This window comes from Pistricoccus aurantiacus, assembly GCF_007954585.1.
In the GTDB taxonomy this organism is placed as follows: domain Bacteria; phylum Pseudomonadota; class Gammaproteobacteria; order Pseudomonadales; family Halomonadaceae; genus Pistricoccus; species Pistricoccus aurantiacus.
Genome location: NZ_CP042382.1, coordinates 2,781,274 through 2,801,158 on the forward strand (window position 1 = coordinate 2,781,274; position 19,885 = coordinate 2,801,158).

Annotated in this window: 18 protein-coding genes; 11 read left to right on the forward strand and 7 right to left on the reverse strand. The window is 59.4% G+C overall.

The window, feature by feature from the left end; translation table 11 throughout:
• Window positions 1–58: 58 nt before the first annotated feature.
• Window positions 59–913 carry an inositol monophosphatase family protein gene (locus tag FGL86_RS13125; RefSeq protein WP_147184967.1) on the reverse strand — a complete coding sequence of 285 codons (855 nt, stop codon included), beginning with the start codon at window positions 911–913 and terminating at the stop codon, window positions 59–61.
• Window positions 914–1,000: 87 nt separating this feature from the next.
• On the opposite strand from FGL86_RS13125, the gene hybE reads away from it, so the two are divergent.
• Window positions 1,001–1,423 carry a [NiFe]-hydrogenase assembly chaperone HybE gene (gene hybE / locus FGL86_RS13130; RefSeq protein ID WP_186764407.1) on the forward strand — a complete coding sequence of 141 codons (423 nt, stop codon included), beginning with the start codon at window positions 1,001–1,003 and terminating at the stop codon, window positions 1,421–1,423.
• Between the two features lie 7 nt (window positions 1,424–1,430).
• Here hybE and FGL86_RS13135 read toward each other — a convergent pair whose 3' ends face one another.
• Window positions 1,431–1,994, reverse strand: coding sequence for a response regulator transcription factor (locus tag FGL86_RS13135; protein ID WP_147184969.1), 564 nt, complete (start codon window positions 1,992–1,994; stop codon window positions 1,431–1,433).
• Between the two features lie 40 nt (window positions 1,995–2,034).
• Window positions 2,035–3,303, reverse strand: a complete 1,269-nt coding sequence (locus FGL86_RS13140) for an ATP-binding protein (protein ID WP_147184970.1) — start codon at window positions 3,301–3,303, stop codon at window positions 2,035–2,037.
• Window positions 3,304–3,433: 130 nt separating this feature from the next.
• Here FGL86_RS13140 and FGL86_RS13145 point away from each other — a divergent pair, with 130 nt between their 5' ends.
• The 3 genes from FGL86_RS13145 (at window position 3,434) to FGL86_RS13155 (ending at window position 6,383) form a co-directional block, all read left to right on the forward strand.
• On the forward strand, window positions 3,434–5,017 hold the full coding sequence (locus FGL86_RS13145; protein ID WP_147184971.1) for a peptide chain release factor 3: 1,584 nt from the start codon (window positions 3,434–3,436) through the stop codon (window positions 5,015–5,017).
• A 77-nt stretch (window positions 5,018–5,094) separates the two neighbouring features.
• On the forward strand, window positions 5,095–5,580 hold the full coding sequence (mscL, locus tag FGL86_RS13150; protein ID WP_147184972.1) for a large conductance mechanosensitive channel protein MscL: 486 nt from the start codon (window positions 5,095–5,097) through the stop codon (window positions 5,578–5,580).
• Window positions 5,581–5,603: 23 nt separating this feature from the next.
• The gene (locus tag FGL86_RS13155) at window positions 5,604–6,383 is read left to right on the forward strand and encodes a TatD family hydrolase (RefSeq protein WP_147184973.1); all 780 of its coding nucleotides are present in this window, start codon (window positions 5,604–5,606) and stop codon (window positions 6,381–6,383) included.
• On the opposite strand, the gene ygfZ is transcribed toward FGL86_RS13155, so the two are convergent.
• Entirely contained in the window at window positions 6,380–7,417 is a 1,038-nt protein-coding gene (gene ygfZ, locus FGL86_RS13160; RefSeq protein ID WP_147184974.1) for a CAF17-like 4Fe-4S cluster assembly/insertion protein YgfZ, read from the reverse strand. The genes FGL86_RS13155 and ygfZ overlap by 4 nt on opposite strands.
• Window positions 7,418–7,625: 208 nt before the next feature.
• Between ygfZ and FGL86_RS13165 the strand changes: the two genes are divergently transcribed.
• Together FGL86_RS13165 and uvrB are read left to right on the forward strand one after the other, a co-directional pair.
• Complete coding sequence (locus FGL86_RS13165; RefSeq protein WP_147184975.1) at window positions 7,626–7,817, forward strand: hypothetical protein; 192 nt, start codon at window positions 7,626–7,628, stop codon at window positions 7,815–7,817.
• A 148-nt stretch (window positions 7,818–7,965) separates the two neighbouring features.
• On the forward strand, window positions 7,966–9,990 hold the full coding sequence (uvrB, locus tag FGL86_RS13170; RefSeq protein WP_147184976.1) for an excinuclease ABC subunit UvrB: 2,025 nt from the start codon (window positions 7,966–7,968) through the stop codon (window positions 9,988–9,990).
• A gap of 7 nt (window positions 9,991–9,997) precedes the next feature.
• Here the strand turns inward: uvrB and FGL86_RS13175 are convergent, their stop codons facing one another.
• Window positions 9,998–11,572, reverse strand: a complete 1,575-nt coding sequence (locus FGL86_RS13175) for an FMN-binding glutamate synthase family protein (RefSeq protein WP_147184977.1) — start codon at window positions 11,570–11,572, stop codon at window positions 9,998–10,000.
• A gap of 197 nt (window positions 11,573–11,769) precedes the next feature.
• Between FGL86_RS13175 and FGL86_RS13180 the strand changes: the two genes are divergently transcribed.
• The 3 genes from FGL86_RS13180 to FGL86_RS13190 are packed head-to-tail and all read left to right on the forward strand — an operon-like array spanning window position 11,770 to window position 15,668.
• On the forward strand, window positions 11,770–13,275 hold the full coding sequence (locus tag FGL86_RS13180; protein WP_147184978.1) for a fumarate hydratase: 1,506 nt from the start codon (window positions 11,770–11,772) through the stop codon (window positions 13,273–13,275).
• A gap of 30 nt (window positions 13,276–13,305) precedes the next feature.
• Entirely contained in the window at window positions 13,306–14,721 is a 1,416-nt protein-coding gene (gene cls / locus FGL86_RS13185) for a cardiolipin synthase (protein WP_147184979.1), read from the forward strand.
• 29 nt (window positions 14,722–14,750) lie between these two features.
• Window positions 14,751–15,668: a LysR substrate-binding domain-containing protein gene (locus FGL86_RS13190; protein ID WP_147184980.1), complete on the forward strand. Its 918-nt coding sequence runs from the start codon at window positions 14,751–14,753 to the stop codon at window positions 15,666–15,668.
• Here the strand turns inward: FGL86_RS13190 and FGL86_RS13195 are convergent.
• The gene (locus FGL86_RS13195) at window positions 15,665–16,765 is read right to left on the reverse strand and encodes a bifunctional nicotinamide-nucleotide adenylyltransferase/Nudix hydroxylase (protein WP_147186202.1); all 1,101 of its coding nucleotides are present in this window, start codon (window positions 16,763–16,765) and stop codon (window positions 15,665–15,667) included. The genes FGL86_RS13190 and FGL86_RS13195 overlap by 4 nt on opposite strands.
• A 100-nt stretch (window positions 16,766–16,865) precedes the next feature.
• On the opposite strand from FGL86_RS13195, the gene FGL86_RS13200 reads away from it, so the two are divergent.
• A complete protein-coding gene (locus FGL86_RS13200; protein WP_147184981.1) occupies window positions 16,866–17,858 on the forward strand; it encodes a YihY/virulence factor BrkB family protein in 993 nt (330 codons plus the stop codon).
• Here the strand turns inward: FGL86_RS13200 and FGL86_RS13205 are convergent.
• Window positions 17,855–18,895 (reverse strand): Glu/Leu/Phe/Val family dehydrogenase, encoded by a 1,041-nt coding sequence (locus FGL86_RS13205; RefSeq protein ID WP_147184982.1) that lies wholly within the window; start codon window positions 18,893–18,895, stop codon window positions 17,855–17,857. The two genes, FGL86_RS13200 and FGL86_RS13205, sit on opposite strands and share 4 nt — an antisense overlap.
• A 229-nt stretch (window positions 18,896–19,124) precedes the next feature.
• On the opposite strand from FGL86_RS13205, the gene FGL86_RS13210 reads away from it, so the two are divergent.
• A complete protein-coding gene (locus FGL86_RS13210) occupies window positions 19,125–19,883 on the forward strand; it encodes a glutathione S-transferase family protein (RefSeq protein WP_147184983.1) in 759 nt (252 codons plus the stop codon).
• The last annotated feature ends 2 nt before the right edge of the window (window positions 19,884–19,885 follow it).

Below are 19,885 nucleotides of genomic sequence, written 5' to 3' on the forward strand. Positions count from 1 at the left end.
CCATGAGGTAATTGTATAAATTATCGCTGCTTGTGGCTTTCGAAGATATTTTCCTTCGCTACTGACCGTCTCGTGAATCCGTGTCCGCCCGTATCAACAGCTCCGACAGGCGCTGGTATAGATCCGGAGCACAAGCGATGACATTTTCGCCGTATAGATCCGTCGGAATACCGGTGGGGCAGTCGTAAAGGTGACCGGTACGCGCTCCAGCTTCACGAGCGATCAACATGCCTGCGGCGAAATCCCAGGGAGAAACGCTTTCGTAATAGGCATCGAGTCGGCCACAGGCGACATCGCACAAATCCAAGGCGGCAGAGCCGTTGCGGCGCAGATCCTGACAGTGCTCCAGCACATGATAGAGCCGCCGGATCAAGGGGGCGCGTCCCTCGCGGCGATAGGGGAAGCCGGTGGCCACCAAGGCGCGAGCCAGACTGGTCGCACAGCTTACGCGAATACGCTGTGGATTCTCGCCCTGTCTATCTTTGCCGGATTCATCATGACGCCAGGCGCCGCCGCCGCGCAGAGCGCTGAAGGTCTCGCCAAGGAAAGGCGCGTGCACGACACCCAGTTCGGTGTGGCCATCTTTCATCCAGGCGATGGATACCGCCACGTGGCTGAGGCCGTGGGCGAAATTGACGGTGCCGTCGATGGGGTCAATGATCCATAGCGGCCCCTGCTGATCGGTAATCGATTCATCCGGGGAAAGCTCCTCCGTCAGCCGCGGCTCGTCGCCGAACTGTTCGTCGAGCCGCCTGGCGATCAACTCATCCACGGCGACATCCACATCCGTCACTAGCTCGCTACCTTTCTTGTAACGATGGCTGAAATCCTGATTTCGACGCGCCTCGACAATGGCTCGACCGGCTTCCCTGGCAATCTCGATCGCTATCGCTAAACGTTCGGCGTGTGGCATGCAAGCTCCTGAAAAAGGGAGATGATAAGCTTGAGTCTAACAGTTGAGGGGCGGATTCGCTTATCACCGACTTTCAAGGAAACCCGTATGCAGTCCCTGACATCGGAACAGTATCTAACGCTGGCACAGCTCACCGAGCGTTATCGGCAGCACCATGATCGTGATTTCAAGCTAAGTCCTCGGCGAAATCCTCAAATGACGGTAGATATGCTGTGTTTCCAGGTCTGGGAGGATGTGCTTTGCGGCGTGTTGTTGACACCGATTGCTCTGTCCGCGGCCTTGGTGCCGGCTATTTCCATGACTCCACCGGCTCATGGCGAGCAGCGGCTGATGGATCTACCTGGCGGACGCTATCCTTTCGTTGCCGAAGTCATCGACTCGGAAACCTGGCTGTGGCGCTGCGAACTCCTCGATGATCTGAGCGACCTGACGTCCCTGGAAGAGGCCAACCGGCTGGCGCAATATCTGGCGAATCGCGTCATGACGTCTTCGAAAAGCGAAGAGCCATGAACCGGCGTCAGCGCCGCACTGGATGCTTCTGCAGCTTGCGCTGCAAGGTACGTCGATGCATGCCCAGCGCACGGGCAGTGGCGGAAATATTGCCGTCGTGCTCCTGCAGAACCTTCTGGATATGCTCCCAGGTCACGCGATTGACGGAGGGTGGGTTTTCCGCCAGCCGGGTATCCGGGTTGCCTTCCTGCCGGTTCAGGGCGGCGATGACTTCATCCGCGTCTGCGGGCTTGCACAGATAATTGACCGCGCCGAGCTTCATCGCCTCAACGGCGGTAGCGATACTCGAATAACCGGTCAATACCACCACGCGGCATTCGGGAGTGATCGCCAGCAGTTCCGGCAACAGCTTGAGCCCGGATTCGTGCTCCAGCTTGAGATCCAGGGTGGCGAGATCCGGCATGGATTGGCGTGCCAGGGCCAGCGCCTGATCCGCTTCCCGGGCCACCATGACCTCGAATCCGCGTCTCAGCATGGCGCGCTGCATCACATGACAGAACATTTCGTCATCATCAACGATCAGTATGCGCTGCTTCCTCTGCGGATCTTGCGACTTGTGCTGATCTTTCATGTCGTCCTCGGGAATGGTTTCAGTATTATTTGTTTCAGTATCATTTGGATGCTTGTCGCGGGAGCTTGACCTCTGTCAGGGTACCGCCTTCTTCATGGTTGTACAGGCTGACGCCGCCGCCGAAGCGATTGATAGTGGCGTGGGTCAGGAAAAGCCCTATACCCATACCCTTGGACTTCGTGGAAATAAAGGTTTCTCCCAGACGATCGGCGATGGACATGGCAACGCCAGGCCCGTGATCGCGAATGTCGATCACCACCTCGTCCGCGTTCCAGTCGAGGCTGATCGCAATGCTCTCCGGGTTGGCGTCCGCGGCGTTGTTGAGCAGGTTCATCATGGCCTGATCCAAGGTAGTATCCACCCCCAGATGAGGGGTGCCGCGTCGACCGACGATTTCCAGGGTATGACTGACATCCGGGCGCAATACCAGCCAGCGCTGAAGAATACCGCTTAGCCATTCTCGAGCCGGTTTGATTTCCGGCTGGGCCAGGCGGCGTCGGTCCGCATTGGACACCAGCTGCTGCAAATGCGACTTGCAGGTATCCACCTGGACACGCAGCAGGTCGATATCCTCCAGCAGCATGGGATGGTCGAGGGCGTCTTCGCGCATTTCCTTGAGCAGCACCGCCATGGTGGAAAGCGGCGTGCCTAGTTCGTGAGCGGTGCCCGCTGCCTGGGTCGCCACCGCCAGCACCTGCTCGTTGCGCAGCGCAGCCTCGCGAGTGCGGGAAAGCGCCTGATCTCGGCGCCGCAGCGTATGCGCCATCTGAAAGATGAAGAAGGTCACCAGTCCGGTGGACAGGCCGAAATTCAACCACATGCCCAGCACGTGCAGGCTGATGCCGTTGCCTACCGTGATCTGGCCGAGCTGGGGCACCGGGTCAAAGAACAGCATCAGAAAGGTGTAGCCCGCCAGCGCCCCACAGGCGACGATCCAGGCGTATAGCCAGGTCAGAGTAGCGGCGGCGATCACCACCGGAATCAGATAGTAGGAGATGAAGGGATTGGTCGAGCCGCCGGTGAAATAGAACAGCAGGCTCAAACCCACCAGTTCCGCCAGCAGATGGAACAGATATTCCCGGTCCGTTACCGCACGAGGACGCTCCAGGCGCCACCAGGTAGCGACATTGAGAAGGCCCATCCCCAATATGACCAGTATCACCGGCAAGATGCGTAATTCGAAATGCAGCGCCTCGATACCGAAGAATATCGCTAACAGAAAACCGGTCCAACTGATGCCGCGCACGATAGTCAGACGTACCAGATTGCGATTGGGAGTGGAAAGGGGAAACGGCAAGGCGGTTTGCATCAAGACTCCCGTCAGAGAATAGAATTCGCGGCGCGGATTGGGCCGCAGAGCCCGGGCTGCTAGAATAACGTCCATTTTACCGGACTGCCCGTCGTTTCGACGGTGCCTTATCCTTCCAGCGACGGAATTCATGAGCGAATTAGACACCCAGGTAGAACTGCGCCGCACTTTCGCGATCATCTCCCACCCGGACGCGGGCAAGACCACCATCACCGAAAAGATGCTGCTGTTCGGCAACGCCATTCAGCTGGCGGGGTCGGTGAAGAGCAAGCGCGCGGAGCGTCATGCCACCTCCGACTGGATGAAGATGGAGCAGGAGCGGGGCATCTCCGTCACCACTTCGGTGATGCAGTTTCCCTACGGCGGGCGCATCGTCAACCTGCTGGATACCCCCGGACACGAGGACTTCTCCGAGGATACCTATCGCACCCTGACCGCAGTGGACTCCGCCCTGATGATGATCGACGGGGCCAAGGGGGTCGAGGAACGCACCATCAAGTTGATGGAGGTCTGCCGGCTGCGTACCACGCCTATCCTGACTTTCATCAACAAGATGGACCGGGATGTCCGCGATCCCATCGAGGTGATGGACGAGGTCGAGACGGTGCTGAATATCCAATGCGCGCCGATGACCTGGCCCATCGGCATGGGGCGTCACTTCAAGGGCGTCTATCATCTCTACAACGATGTGATTCATCTCTACACCCAAGGCCAGGGCAGTCGTATTCCTGAGGACAAGCGTATCGAAGGTCTCGACAACCCCCAGGTCGACGAGCTTCTCGGTGAAGAGCAGGCGGAAGAGCTGCGCATGGAAGTCGAACTGGTGCGTGGCGCCTCTCATGAGTTCGATCTCGAGGCCTATCGGCGCGGCGAGCTGACGCCGGTGTATTTCGGTACCGCCATGGGGAACTTCGGGGTGCGCGAAATGCTCGACGGCTTCGTTGAGTACGCTCCGCCGCCGCAGCCTCGAGAGACGGATTTGCATGTAGTGGAACCCAAGGACGAGCGCTTTTCCGGCTTCGTGTTCAAGATTCAGGCCAACATGGACCCCAAGCATCGGGATCGGGTAGCTTTCCTGCGGGTGTGTTCCGGCAAGTACGAGAAGAACATGAAGATGCGCCACGTGCGGATCGGGAAAGACGTCAAGATCGCCGATGCCCTGACCTTCATGGCCTCGGATCGCGCCCAGGTGGAAGAAGCCTGGTCCGGGGATATCATCGGTCTGCACAATCACGGCACCATCCAGATCGGCGATACCTTCACTCAGGGCGAGGACATGCGTTTCACCGGCATTCCGCATTTCGCCCCGGAACTGTTCAAGCGAGTGCGCCTCAAGGATCCGCTGAAGATGAAGGCGCTGCAGAAAGGCCTGCAGCAGCTCTCGGAGGAAGGTGCCACCCAGGTCTTCATGCCCCTGGACAACAATGATCTGATCCTGGGCGCCGTGGGCACCCTGCAGTTCGACGTTGTGGCCCACCGGCTCAAGGAGGAATACAAGGTGGATTGCCTCTACGAAGGCGTCAATGTGCAGACCGCCCGCTGGGTCTATTGCGACGACGCCAGGAAGCTCGAGGAATTCCGACGCAAGGCCAGTGCCAACCTGGCCCTGGATGGCGGTGGCTATCTCACCTATATCGCCCCGACCCGGGTCAATCTGCAGATGACCCAGGAACGCTGGCCGGAGGTGCGCTTCAGCGCCACCCGGGAGCATTGAAACGCTTCCAGGCGGCTTGCCTGACCGGCTCGAGTCGTCGATGATGAATCCATTTTCACGGTAGGGAAAACCCGGGCATGGCTTCGAAATTTCTCAAGGAATTCCGCGAGTTCGCCGTCAAGGGAAACGTCGTCGATATGGCGGTGGGGATCATCGTCGGCGCCGCCTTTACTTCCATCGTCAACAGCCTGGTCAAGGATATCTTCACCCCCTTGATCGGGCTGATGACCGGGGGGCTGAATTTCAGCAATCAGTTTCTCGTGCTGCGCCATGGAAGTGGAGAAGGCACCTACAATACGCTGGAGCAGGCTCAGGCCGCCGGCGCGGTCACACTGAATTATGGACTGTTCGCCAACGCGGTAATGTCCTTTTTGATCGTCTCTTTCGCGGTCTTCATCCTGGTGCGCAATATCAATCGCCTGAAGAATCTGGCGCATCCGCCGGAAACCGCCGCTAACCCGACGGTCAAGAGCTGTCCCTACTGCATCAGCAAGATTCCGCTTGAGGCGACCCGCTGCCCGAGCTGCACCTCTCACCTGTCTGCCGAGCCGGAAACTGCCTAGGTAACGCGACGAAGGGTTCTCTCATGCTGATCGACGCTCACTGTCATCTGGATTTCGCGGATTTCGACGACGATCGCGACGCCATGTTCGCTCGGGCCCAAAAGGCGGGAGTCGGGCATTTCGTGGTGCCGGGAACGACGCGAGAATGCTGGCAAAAGGTGCTGGCGCTGGGAGAGCGTCCGGAGGTGGACATCTGTCTGGGACTGCATCCCTACTTCATCGGCGAGCATCGGACTGGCGGAGAAGACAGCGATCTGCAGGCGCTGGAAGCGCTGCTGGATGGGCATCCGGAAGCGGTGGCGGTGGGGGAGTGCGGTATCGATGCCCGCTTCCGGGAAAGTCTGGACGCCCAGTGGACGCTATTCGACGCTCAACTCAGAATCGCCAAGAAACGTGAGTTACCGGTGGTGATTCATTGCGTGCATGCCAACGACGAGGTGGCCAAGCGGCTCAGGCAGTTGAATTTGCACAGAGGCGGGCTGATTCATGCTTTTTCCGGTAGCCCGGAGCAGGCGGAAAGATTTCTCGATCTGGGGTTCTGGCTGGGGCTGGGTGGCGCCACCACCTATGATCGCGCCAAGCGGCTGCATCGCGCGGTTCAGCAGGCGATACCGGATGACGGCTATGTGCTGGAAACCGATAGCCCGGATATGCCCCTCAGCGGCTATCGGGGCCAGCGCAACGAACCGGCGCGAGTCGCGCTGGTAGCCAAACACCTGGCCGGGTTGCGTAACCAGTCAAAGGAAAAAATCGCTGAACACAGTACCGCCAACGTGCGACGTTTGTTCGGTCTCGACGTCTAGCCCTGAGCGGCAAGCTCCTCCGGATCGACCCGCTCCAGCGCATAAGGCAGTTTCAGCCGCTTGAACCGCAGGCCATTGACCGTCAGCGGCTCCGCCAGCGCCTTGGTCGTCAGCACCGCCAGTATTTCCACCTGACCGTAGGCGTCCAGCTGTGCCTTGAATACCTCGCCCTGGCGCTTGCCTTGGGCATCGTTCACCGCATCGCCGATGGCAGGCAGGGCATCGCCCTCAAGCTGCGCGCGTGCCAGGCGTTTCTTGACCTGGCCGCGGAAATGCGCCCGAGCCACCACTTCCTGACCGGTATAACAGCCTTTCTTGAAGCTGATGCCGCCCAAGGCCTCCCAATTGATCATCTGCGGAAGATAGGTATCTCGCTGGGAGGCGCTCAGCCAGGCAAGCCCTGCCTTGATATCCTGCAATTCCCATACTCCAGGATCCACTGGGGTCGCCTGGTTTGCCAAAGTTTCCTTAATGGCGTCCTTCGAAGCGGCAGCCAGGCAGATCAGCAGGCGCGGGCGCGGCCCGGGGTGGCGCAATACCTGAATACGATCGTTGCCCGCCTGGCGCCAGAGTGTCGGCGGCACGATATCCAGTCGCGATTCCACCAGCAGCGGCGCGTTGTTACCAATCAGTCCCAGCAGGGCGAGATCGTCTCGGGGCTGTATCTCCACCTTGTAGAACACGGCGAACTTGGCGAGATGATTCTTCAATTCCTCTCTCAACTCTCGGGGCATGATCAACCACAGGCGACCCTCTTCCACCCGCATGAGCTGAGCGTTGGCCAGCATTCGTCCCTTGGGAGAACAGAAACAGGTGAGCGGGGCAAAGTCGCCGTCCGCCAGCGTCACCTGGGCGCTAGTCTGCCCCTGCAGAAATTTCGCTGCATCCGTACCGGATATCTCGAGCACCCCAAGCTGTTCGAGCTCCATCGACACCGTGTTATCCAAAGCCAGCCGAGCCTGCGCCTGAGGACTGATAGGCGCGGAAGGTGCATCGGAAGCATCCCGAGCCGCCGGCGTGTATGAATCGTGCATGATCGCTCCATCAAATAAACGGAATACTGTTGATGAGGTGGGGCTTGGATCATCGATTGCAAGGCAGGTCACTAGACTGGGACCGACTCTTTAGCGTTATCCTGGTAGTTTTCTTTGCCTATAGTGTTCTTTCCTGTCAGGGAAGCTGTGAAATCCTATAATGTGAATGGTCGATCTTTCTGAACATCATTCAACAAGAAGAGTTTTTATGAGTCGGGTATCTCTGACCTTCAAGGGAGTCGACAGCGCCGAGTTGATCAATCGCATTACCACGGCACTGATGATGGTAGAGGGTGTAGATAGCGCGGAAGTCGGCCGTCATGGGGCGGAAGTTGAAGGTCGCGTGCGCCGGGAAGCCTTGGTCGAAGCCGTGAAGAAACTGGGCGTGGAAGTGCAGTGACATGTCCACTCTACTCATCAGCGAACGAGACACTGAACTGCTGCAGCGTATTGGTATCGAATGGCCTGTAAATATCGTTCCGAAAAGGCACAAGCTGTAGCAAAGATAATATTTATACCGTTATCTTATATGAAATTTAGAGAATGCAATGGATAAACTGTTTGAACTGAAGTCCAAATTTCAACCGGCAGGCGATCAACCCAAGGCCATAGAAAGTATCATCAAAGGACTTGATGCAGGACTTACTCATCAGACGTTACTCGGTGTTACAGGGTCGGGTAAGACTTTTACCATGGCAAACGTTGTGGAACAGGTGCAACGGCCTACCATCGTCATGGCACCGAACAAAACCCTTGCGGCACAGCTCTACGGAGAGTTCAAGGCATTCTTTCCGGATAACGCCGTGGAGTATTTCGTTTCCTACTACGACTACTACCAGCCAGAAGCCTATGTGCCTTCTTCGGATACCTTCATCGAAAAGGACGCCTCGATCAACGACCATATCGAGCAGATGCGTCTTTCCGCCACCAAGGCCCTGCTGGAACGCCGCGATGCATTGATTGTGGTGTCCGTATCCGCCATCTACGGCCTGGGGGACCCGGATCAGTACCTGAAGATGCGCCTGCACTTCAACCGCGGCGAACTAATTGACCAGCGCAGCTTCCTGCGTCGCCTGGCGGAACTGCAGTACACTCGCAACGACATGGATTTCCGTCGCGGCACCTATCGAGTGCGCGGCGATGTCATCGATATCTTTCCCGCGGACGAGGAGGATCAGGCGGTGAGGGTCGAACTGTTCGACGACGAAATCGATTCAATCAGCCTGTTCGACCCCCTGACCGGCGAGATCTTTGGCAAGGCGCCGCGTTATACCGTCTATCCCAAGAGCCACTACGTCACACCGCGGGATACCATTCTCGCAGCGGCGGAAAACATCAAGACAGAACTGACGGAACGTCTGGACTGGCTTCGCAAACATGACAAGCTGGTCGAGGCGCAGCGCCTGGAACAGCGTACCCTTTACGATATCGAGATGATGCACGAACTGGGCTACTGCAACGGCATCGAAAACTATTCACGCTATCTGTCCGGTCGCGCGCCGGGAGAGCCGCCGCCGACCTTCTTCGACTACCTGCCGTCGGACGCCTTGCTGGTGATCGACGAGTCCCACGTCAGCGTACCCCAGGTGGGCGGCATGTATCGTGGCGACCGTTCCCGCAAAGAAACCTTGGTGGAATACGGCTTCCGGCTGCCCTCGGCGCTGGACAACCGCCCCATGACCTTCGAGGAATGGGAGAGCATCTGCCCCCAGACGGTGTTCGTCTCCGCCACGCCCGGACCTTACGAGGCAGAGCACGCGGGACAAATCGTCGAGCAGGTGGTACGTCCTACCGGTCTGGTGGACCCACAGATCGAGGTGCGTCCCGCCACCACCCAGGTGGACGATCTGCTTTCGGAGGTGCGCGCCCGCACCGCCGTCGGTGAGCGGGTGCTGGTCACTACTCTGACCAAGCGCATGGCAGAGGACCTCACCGAATATCTGGACGAACAGGACGTTCGAGTCCGCTATTTGCACTCGGATATCGATACCGTGGAGCGGGTCGAGATCATTCGCGATCTGCGTCTGGGCAAGTTCGACGTGCTGGTGGGTATCAACCTGCTGCGAGAAGGGCTGGATATCCCGGAAGTGTCTCTGGTGGCGATTCTCGATGCGGACAAGGAAGGCTTCCTGCGTTCCGAGCGCTCCCTGATTCAGACCATCGGCCGCGCGGCCCGTAACGCCAACGGCAAGGCGATTCTCTACGGTGATCGAGTGACGGATTCCATGCGCCGGGCCATCGACGAGACGGAGCGCCGCCGGGCCAAGCAGATCGCCTTCAACAAAGAGCATGGCATCACGCCGCGCACCGTGACCAAGTCCGTGGCGGATATCTTGGAGGGCGCCCAGACGCCGGGCAAGAAGGGCAATCGCAAGCGCAGCGAGCGCAAGGTGGCGGAGCCCCAGGCGGGCTATGAAAAGCTTGATCTGCTCGATCCCAAGGCGCTGGACAAGGAGATCGGCCGCCTGGAAGACGCCATGTTCGAAGCGGCGCAGAACCTCGAGTTCGAAGAGGCCGCGGAGCTGCGCGACCGGCTTCAGAAGATCAAGGACAGCCGCCTGGCCCTGGGCTGATCGCGGGTCAAAAACGCTCCGCGCTGGCCGCCTCCCATAGTACCCGGTAGGATTCGGGAATATGACCATCGAGCAGCTGACGCGGTTCTAGCGGTTCCATCGGCAGGCTGAGCGGGACGGCTCTGGCATATTCATTGCGATGATAGATCATGTCCGGAACCAGCTTGCTCGGATGATCGACCCCCATGGCCCCGGTCAGTTCGCGAAACGCCTTCAGGGTATTTTCCTGATAGTGCTTGACCCGCCAGGCCTTGTGATCCACGTCGATGGCCTTGTTGCGCCTGGGGTCCTGGCTCGTTACCCCGGTGGGACACTTGTTGGTATGACAGCGCCTTGCCTGAATGCAGCCCACGGAAAACATGAAGGGCCGGGCGGCGTTGAACATGTCCGCGCCCAAGGCGGCCTTGGTCACCAGATCGAACCCCAGCGCCACCTTGCCGCTGGCGATCAGGCGCAGATCGTCCCGCAGGCCGGTACCGATCAGGGACTGATGAACGAAGGGCAGGGCTTCGTTGATATAGTTGCCGAGGCTGTCGGAAAACTCCTGGGGCGCCGCGCCGGTGCCACCCTCCGCGCCATCGATGGTGATGAAGTCCGGGCGAATGCCGGTTTCCAGCATGGCCTTGCAGATGCTCAGAAACTCGCTGCGCTTGCCCAGGCACATCTTCATGCCCACCGGCTTGCCGCCGCACAGCTCTCGCAAATGCACGATGAACTCCAGCAGGCCGATAGGCGTGTCGAACTCCGGATGGCTGGCAGGGGATTGACAGTCTTCCCCTACGGCGATCTGACGGGTGTCGGCGATCTCCTGATTGACCTTCGCCGCCGGCAGCAAGCCCCCATGGGCGGGCTTGGCCCCCTGGGAGAGCTTGAGCTCGATCATCTTGACCTGGTCTTGCCGGGCTTTTTCCTTGAAGGTTTTCGCGTCGAATCGACCATTCTTGTTCCGACAGCCGAAATAAGCGGTGCCGATCTCCCAGATCAGGTCGCCGCCGTGGCGCTCGTGATAAGGGCTGATCGCTCCTTCGCCGGTGTTGTGAGCGAAGTTGCCGCGCTTGGCTCCCAGGTTCATGGCCATTACCGCGGTGGAAGAAAGCGAGCCGAAACTCATGGCAGAAATATTCAGCCGCGAGGCCAGGTAGGGCTTGCTGCATTGAGACCCGCCGACACGAACGCGCATGACTTCTTCGGGCACTGTCTTGGGCGCCAGACTGTGCTCCGTGTAGTTGAAACCTGCGGCACCGAAATCGCGTAGCGTGCCGAAAGGGGAAGAATCGGACTTGTTATCGGCTCGTGCTTCGATCAGGGTGCGCTGCGCGCGATTGAAGGGACGACCGCTGAATTCCGACTCGAAGAAATATTGCCGCAGTTCCGGACGCACGAACTCCAGCATGTAGCGAAAATGGCCGATCACCGGATAGTTGTTGAGCACATTGGACCGCGAAAGCATGTCGTAAATCCCGATCCCCACGAGCAGGGCCCACACTACCAGCAGATACAGCACCCAGTGCCAGATCAGGCCCAGAGCCACCAATACGGCCAGGCTGACAAGAGACACGATAACGAACGGGCTTTTGTACATTTATCTCTCCTTGTTCAAACAGCGGGATCGCCTCCTGCTAGGTCTAGAATAAACGATTTCGCCGTGGCTCTCATGAGCTGTACCTCATGGCCGGCTGCCGAAACGATGGATTTACGCTATCATTTGACGCCACCCGAGCCGGACGGCCACCTGACATGCCTGGGCTCGATCGCCACCCCTAGGGAGCCTTTGCCCTCATGACCGTGATTCGCCAGGACGATCTGATTCAAAGCGTCGAAGATGCCTTGCAGTACATCTCTTACTATCACCCCAAGGACTTTATCGATGCGATGCACGGCGCCTACCAGCGGGAAGAGAATCCCGCCGCCAAGGACGCCATCGCCCAGATTCTGATCAATTCGCGCATGTGCGCCACCGGGCATCGTCCCATCTGCCAGGATACGGGTATCGTCACGGTTTTCGTCAATGTCGGCATGAACGTACGCTTCGACGCGGACATGAGCCTCGACGACATGATCAACGAGGGAGTGCGGCGCGCTTATCGGCGTCCGGATAACGTACTGCGGGCCTCGGTACTGGCGGACCCGGACGGCAAGCGCGCGAATACCCGGGATAATACGCCGGCGGTCATTCACCACAAGCTGGTGCTCGGCGATGAGGTCGAGGTTCATGTGGCCGCCAAGGGCGGTGGGAGCGAGGCGAAATCCAAGTTCGCCATGCTCAATCCGTCGGATTCGGTGGTGGATTGGGTGCTGGAGCAACTGCCCAGAATGGGGGCAGGCTGGTGTCCACCGGGCATGCTGGGCATCGGCATCGGCGGTACCGCGGAAAAGGCCATGCAGCTCGCCAAGGAATCGCTGCTCGATCCCATCGACATTCAGGAGCTTCAGGCCCGCGGGGCAGCGAATCGCGCCGAGGAACTGCGTCTGGAACTGTTCGACAAGGTCAACCGCAGCGGCATCGGCGCACAGGGGTTGGGCGGCCTGACCACGGTGCTGGATATCAAGGTCAAGGATTATCCGACTCACGCTGCCAACAAGCCGGTGGCGATCATTCCCAACTGCGCTGCCACTCGGCACGTTCACTTCACCCTCGACGGCAGCGGGCCGGCCAGCCTGCCGGTGCCTAGACTCGAGGACTGGCCGGAAATCACTCGACAGGCCGGCGGTAACGTCAAACGCGTCGACCTCGACAGCGTCACCCCGGAAGAGGTCAGGACCTGGCAGCCCGGCGATACCCTGTTGCTTAATGGCAAGCTGCTGACCGGTCGTGACGCCGCCCACAAGCGCATGACCGATATGCTTGCCAAGGGCGAACCCTTGCCGGTGGATCTGACCGGACGCTTCATCTACTACGTGGGTCCGGTAGATCCGGTAGGCGATGAAGTGGTGGGACCCGCGGGGCCCACCACCGCCACCCGCATGGACAAGTTCACCCGTACCATGCTGGAGCAGACCGGCCTGCTGGGGATGGTAGGCAAGGCGGAGCGCGGTCCGACGGCCATCGAGGCGATTCGCGACAATCAGGCAGTCTATCTGATGGCGGTGGGCGGCGCCGCCTACCTGGTAGCCCAGGCGATCAAGGCGGCTCGGGTGGTCGGCTTCGAGGATCTGGGCATGGAGGCGATCTATGAATTCGAGGTGGAAGACATGCCGGTTACCGTTGCCGTGAACAGCGAGGGCGAATCCGTGCATCGCATTGGCCCCGCTAGATGGCAGGCGATCATTGCAGAGCGTGCATGACCCGATGGTATATTGCGTGAGACATAAACGATGACCTCCGCGGTATTGGGACTAGCCATCTTTCTGATCCATCTGCTCGGCGTGCTGTCGGCGATACTGGCGTTGATGTCCAGCCGCACGTCCCAAGGAGCGATTGCCTGGATCATCTCGTTGACGACGTTTCCCTACCTGGCGGTTCCTGCCTTCTGGGTCTTCGGCAGGCCGCGCTTCCTGGGTTATGTGTCATCCCGGGGCGAGCGGGACACGGTGCTGCGCCGTGTCCTGACGCGCTATCGTCCGCTCAGCGAACCCTATCTGGCGAAAGCCAAAAAAGGCGAAATACGTGCCATCGAGCAGCTGGCCTTGATGCCCTTGACCAGCGGCAACCGCGCGGAACTGCTGATCGATGGGGACGCCACTTTTACCAGTCTTTTCGATGGTATCGATCGGGCAGAAGAATACATTCTCATGCAGTTCTTCATCGTGCGCCGAGACGCACTGGGCCTTGAACTCAAGCGGCATTTGCAGCAGGCCGCGGAGCGGGGCGTGCGGGTCTATTTCCTTTACGACGAAGTGGGCAGCCGCAAGCTGGGGGAGGGCTACCTGTTCGATCTGGCGGAAGCCGGCATCGAGGTCAGTGCGTTCAACTCCTCCCTGATACGCCATCGGTTTCAGTTGAATTTCCGCAATCATCGCAAGGTCACCGTAGTGGACGGCCGGGAAGGCTGGCTGGGCGGATTCAACGTCGGCGTGGAATATCTCGGCCAGGATCCGCGTTTCGGACCCTGGCGGGATACCCATCTCAAGCTGACCGGTCCCAGCGTCCTGGGGCTGCAGGAGGCGTTCTGGGAAGACTGGCACTGGGCCACGAATCACGTGCTGTCCTTGGACTGGGAGCCGAAAAGCACCTGCGACGAGTGCCACGATGTGGTGATCGTGCCTTCAGGTCCCGCGGATCCCCAGGAGACCGCCAGTCTGATGGTGCAGCAGGCCATTCACAGCGCCGAGTGGCGATTATGGCTGACCAGCCCCTATTTCGTGCCGGATCGTAGCGTGCAGGACGCTTTGCGTCTGGCGGCCATGCGCGGGGTGGACGTGCGTATCATGATTCCCGAGCGTCCGGATCACCTGCTGGTCTTTCTCTCCGCCTTCGCTTTCCTGCCGGACATGCTGCAGGCCGGCGTCAAGGTCTATCGCTATCAACCTGGATTCCTGCACCAGAAAGTGATGCTGATCGACGACGACTGTGCCAGCGTAGGCACGGTGAATCTCGACAATCGTTCCTTTCGATTGAATTTCGAAATCACCGCTTTCCTGCCGGACGAGAATTTTGCCAAGGAGGTGCACAAGATGCTGCTGAATGATTTTGCTCACTGTCGGCGTATCGAGATACAGGAGCTTTACGATCGTCCCATGTGGCGTAAGCTCACCTCCCGGGCGGCGTATCTATTGTCGCCGATTCAATAGGCATTCGCGGCTAATCAAAAGGGATCGTGTTGAATCTTGAAACCAAATGGCTGGAGGACTTCGTCGCCCTGGCCAACACGCGCAGCTTTTCCGCCTCCGCGCGCCAGCGTCATGTCACTCAGCCCGCCTTCAGCCGCCGCATTCGCTCCCTCGAGCAGGCGATCGGCACCACCCTGGTGGATCGCTCCACGACACCGATCGGCTTGACCTCGGAAGGGCAGATATTTCTCGTTACCGCGCGCAATCTCGTGGAGCAGCTGAACGAGTGCCTGGGTCATCTACGCGGTCTGGCCATGGCCAACGAGGCGCTGGATATCGTCGCGGCCCACTCCCTGGCACTGGCGTTTTATCCTCCCTGGATTTCCCGGCTGCAGAAGGGAATCGGCGAACTGCCGACCCGCCTGGTGGCGATGAACGTAGGAGATGCTATCCATGTGCTCAGGGAAGGCAACTGCGACCTGATGCTGGGCTACTACGATCCCTACGCCACCATGCAGCTCGATGCGGAAGTCTTTCCGTCCTTTTCCATCGGCCAGGTCAAGATGTTTCCGGTATCGCTTCCCGATGCACAGGGAAACCCGCGTTTTACCCTGGAAGGGGAGGACTCGATTCCCTTCCTCGCTTATACCCAAGGCGCTTTTCTGGGGCGCAGCGTGCGCATGCTGCTCAAGAACGATCCGCTGCGCCTGCGGCTGCGCACGGTTTACGAAACCGCCATGGCGGAAGGCCTGAAGGGCATGGTGCTGCAGGGCATGGGCATGGCCTGGATCCCGGACTTCTGCATTCGCGAGGAACTCGCCAACGGCAAGCTGGTGCGGGCGGGCGGCGAGCAGTGGGATATCCCCCTTGAGATCCGCCTGTATCGCTGCTCCCTGGTGCACAAGCCGGGAGTCGAGAAGCTGTGGCGGCAGATGATGAAGCTGCCGAGGGACTTTCTCGAAGCCTAGACACCGCTGAAACCCGTGGGCAGGCCGAGAAAGTTCTGGATGACAAAGAAGTGATCCTCGAACAGGCTTTCCGGCTCGAGATCCGCCAGGGCAACCCAGCGCGGTCGATCACCGCCCCGCGCCGCCTTCAGTTGGGGGAGCTGCTGTTCCGGCCGCAGGGCGAAATAGAAGGCTTCCGTCAGGGTGCGACCGCGCCAGCTGCGATGTGGCTCGTCGAAGAGACGCTGATCCCGCAGGGATCCTTTCAATACCGCTTCCGGCACCTTCAGTCGTATTCGCTCCCGCAGCTCTCTCAGGCAGGCATCCAGCAAGCGTTCGTGCGGATTGATGAAGCCCCCGGGCAACGCCAGCAGGCCCTTTCCCGGCGCGGCGGTGCGCTTGACCAGCAGCACATGGCCGGATTGCACGACTACCGCGTTGACGGTGATGAATATTGGCGGATAGGGCGCCTTCGCCCAGGCCCGGTGATACTGTTCGAGCAGATGTTGTTCTTCCAGCAGTTGATGATAGAACGCGCTATCGACGAAGGGCTTCAGCGTTTCCAGTACGCTGGGAGGAAGATCGTGAGCCGCGTTGGTGGAGAGATAATCTAGCGCCGAGGCGCCGGAACGGAACAGGCGCTCGCGGATATGACTTGCGGAGATGCCCTCGACCAAAGGCGCGCTGACGGACTCCCATTGGGGAAACAGAGTCAGATAATAGCTGGACTGGCCGTGTCCGGCGCCGATCAGGGCAATGCGCGGCAGCTTTCCCTGGTGCGGCGTCGCGATATCGCGCACCTTGCGCTGTACGTCCCGCACCCAGACGTCGTCGTTGTAAAGCGCATCCAGCAAGGGTTCGATCTCGAGACGCCGGTTATCCTCGCGGTCGAAGCAGCCCCGCAGCATGGCCCGGCGCTCCTCGAAGTGCCAGGGATTGCGCAAGGAGCGCGCCTGCCAGGCGGAGCCGATCAGGACGATCACCTGGCGCGCACGTTTCAGCGCCTCGCGAATGACCGCCAGGTGGCCGAGATGAGGCGGCTGGAAGCGCCCGATAAAGACTAGACAGTCGAAGTCGACCTCGGACTGTTGCCTGTGTGAAAGATTGCGCCGCAACATGTCGCGATCCGATCCCTGTGCCATGCGGGCTCCTTGCTGCCATTCCCCTAAGCGTTTCAGCTATGCTCTACCTAACGATTCAGGGCCACGAGGAAATTGAATGATCAAGAATACAATACGCTACTGGTGGAAGATTCTGCAGAATTCGATCGCCCTGTGGCTCGAGCGCAATGCCTTCAGTTATGCCGGCTCGCTGGCGTTCTATACTCTTTTTTCTCTCGCACCGACCATCATCATTGCGGTAACCGTGATTGGACTGGTATTGGGTGAAAACGCGGCCCAGGGTCAGATCGTCGCCCAACTGCAAGACACCATCGGCACCGACGCCGCTCAGGCCATTCAAAATGCGGTGGCGCAATCGCGTATCGAGGAATCCGGTATCTTTCCTACCCTATTCGGCGTCGGCGCCCTATTGATCGGCGCGACGACAGTGTTCGCCCAGATGCAGTTTTCTCTCAATACCATCTGGGGCGTGGTGCCCAAGCCTACCGGCAACAGCGCGCTTATCTTTCTTAAATCTCGCGTGCTGTCCCTGGCTGTAGTGGTATCCATCGGTTTCATCATGCTGGTATCGCTGGTGGCCGGCGTCGTGCTGCGGACGATTCTCAACCAGGCCCAGAACATCGTGCCCGCGGTCGGCATGATTGCCGGCAGCACCGAATTCCTGCTGTCACTGGCGGTCATTGCCGCACTGTTTGCCGCCATCTTCAAGATACTGCCGGACGTGGTGCTGAGCTGGAAGGACGTGCTGATCGGCGCCATTGTCACCGCGGTGCTCTTCGCCATCGGCCGCTACGGCATCGCCGCTTATCTCGCCTACACCGCCACCGCCTCCACCTATGGCGCCGCCGGTTCCGTGGTGCTGATTCTGCTGTGGGTCTACTATTCGTCGCTGATCCTGCTGTTCGGCGCCGCCTTCACCAAGTGTCATCTACTGGCAAGAGGCAAGAAGATCAGGCCTCGCAATACCGCGGTGGTGGTCAAGCAGGAGCTGGTCACTCGAGAAATCGTCCAGGCGAACGGCACCGATGACATGACCGCAAGCGATCAGACGACCAGCAACGACCAGATAACCAGAGACAGCACGCGTTAATCGCGAAAACGCTCTTCCGCCAGCCGATCGGCGATCCAGGCGGGGGAGCGTTCCTCCCGCTGTGATCGCAGGAAGATTTCATCCAGCGTGGCTTCGATCCCCTCGATATGCGCGAGGACATCCGCACGGCGATAGTCCTTCTGGCGCTGAAAGGCGATCTCGATGACGCCACCGGCGTTGGCGACATAATCCGGCGTGTAAAGAATGCCGCGACGATGAAGTATTTCGCCGCTCTCTGGCGTCGCCAACTGATTGTTGGCGGCCCCGGCGATCACCTTGGCCTTGAGACGCTCGCAAACTGCTTCGTTCAAAGCGCCGCCCAGGGCGCAGGGCGCCAGCACATCGACTTCCGCCTCCAGTATCTCGTCGGGAGAAAATACCCGGGCATCGAGTTCTCGGGCGAGGGCATCGACGTTTTCAGGGTTCACGTCCGCCAGTACCAGTTCCGCGCCGGCTTCCTTGAGTCGCCTTGCGAGTTCCGCCCCCACGTGGCCGACGCCCTGAATGGCGACCCTCAAACCGCTGAGATCGTCTCGTCCCAGGCGGTGGCGCACCGCGCAGCGCAGCGCGATGAATACGCCGTGAGCGGTAAAGGGCGAGGGATCGCCGGACTCCTCCGTGGCTTGGCGAATGCCGCTGACCCAGGCAGTCTCCTCGGCGATCACCCGCATGTCCGCTTCACTGGTGCCGGAATCCTCCGCGGTGATGTAGCGCCCGCCCAGGGAATCCACCAGTCGCCCCAGGGCGCGTAACAGTTCCGGCGTCTTGTCGCGGCGCGGATCCGCGATGATCACCGCCTTGCCGCCTCCCAAGGACAGATTCGCCAGGGCGGACTTGTAGGTCATGCCCCGGGACAGGCGCAGCACGTCGCTGAGCGCGTCCTCTTCACTGGCGTAGGGGTAGATACGCAGTCCGCCCAGGGCCGGGCCGAGCCGGGTATTGTGAATGGCGATGATGGCTTTCAAGCCGCTGGCTTCGTCGCTGCCGAATACTACCTGCTCGTGATGATCAAAATCCGCATGAGTGAAGATGTTCATGAAAAGCTCCTTATACACCAATTGACCTTTACGAGTGTGCTAACACCACTTGCCTTGAAGCCTGTTCATGATTCGTTTTCAGCCTCATGATACGGCCATGAGAAAAGGCTATCCAAGGGACATCAGTGAAGAGCAGCCTGAACGAATAAAGTCGGTTCTAGAAGTGTGTTTCATTGAAATAGATCGTCAAGTGTTGGACCGTCTTGAAACGTCATGCTAGCTTCGAAAAATGAATTTGACTTTATATGCGAACCGTCTGTCCCAGCCCTGCCGCGCCGTCGAAATACTGCTGCGGGAACTCGACGTGCCTTATACCTGGCACGAAGTCGATTTCGCCAACGGTCAGGCCCGCGAGCCCTGGTTTGCAGAGCGCATCAATGCGCTCAAGACCATTCCGGCACTGCTCGAAACCGCCGATGACGACCCGGCCATGAACGCGGATTTTCGCCTCGGCGAGAGTCACGCCATTCAACGTTATATCTGCCGCCAGGCGGACAATCAGGAGAAGGCGCGATGCTGGTATCCCGGTGAGCAGGATAGCCGCCGTGCGGCAAAGATCGATCAGTGGTTAGCATGGCACCACGGTAATATTCGCTGCCACGATACGTTCCACGACATCATGAATCTGCATCTGACCCTGCCCATGCTCAAGTACGAACTTCAGCAGACCCGGATCAGGCCGCTGCAGGAGCGCTTGAAGTCCTCACTGGCGCTGCTGGAGCATCACTTCAAACATCAGGACGCTTCGGCGATCACCCTGTGCGGCGGTAAGCATTCTACCCTGGCGGATCTTTCCATGGTCTGCGAGCTCTATCAGATTATTGCGATTGGCTATCGTCTTCCCGGCTATCCACGAGTCGCCCGGTGGATCGATACCATCGCGAGCCGTCCGCATTTTCAGAATGTCTCCTCCGAGATTATTGCTCAAGGCAGAAGCATTCGAGAACAGAGCGGCGGCTACCTCGATCTTGAACATACGTTTATTTGATC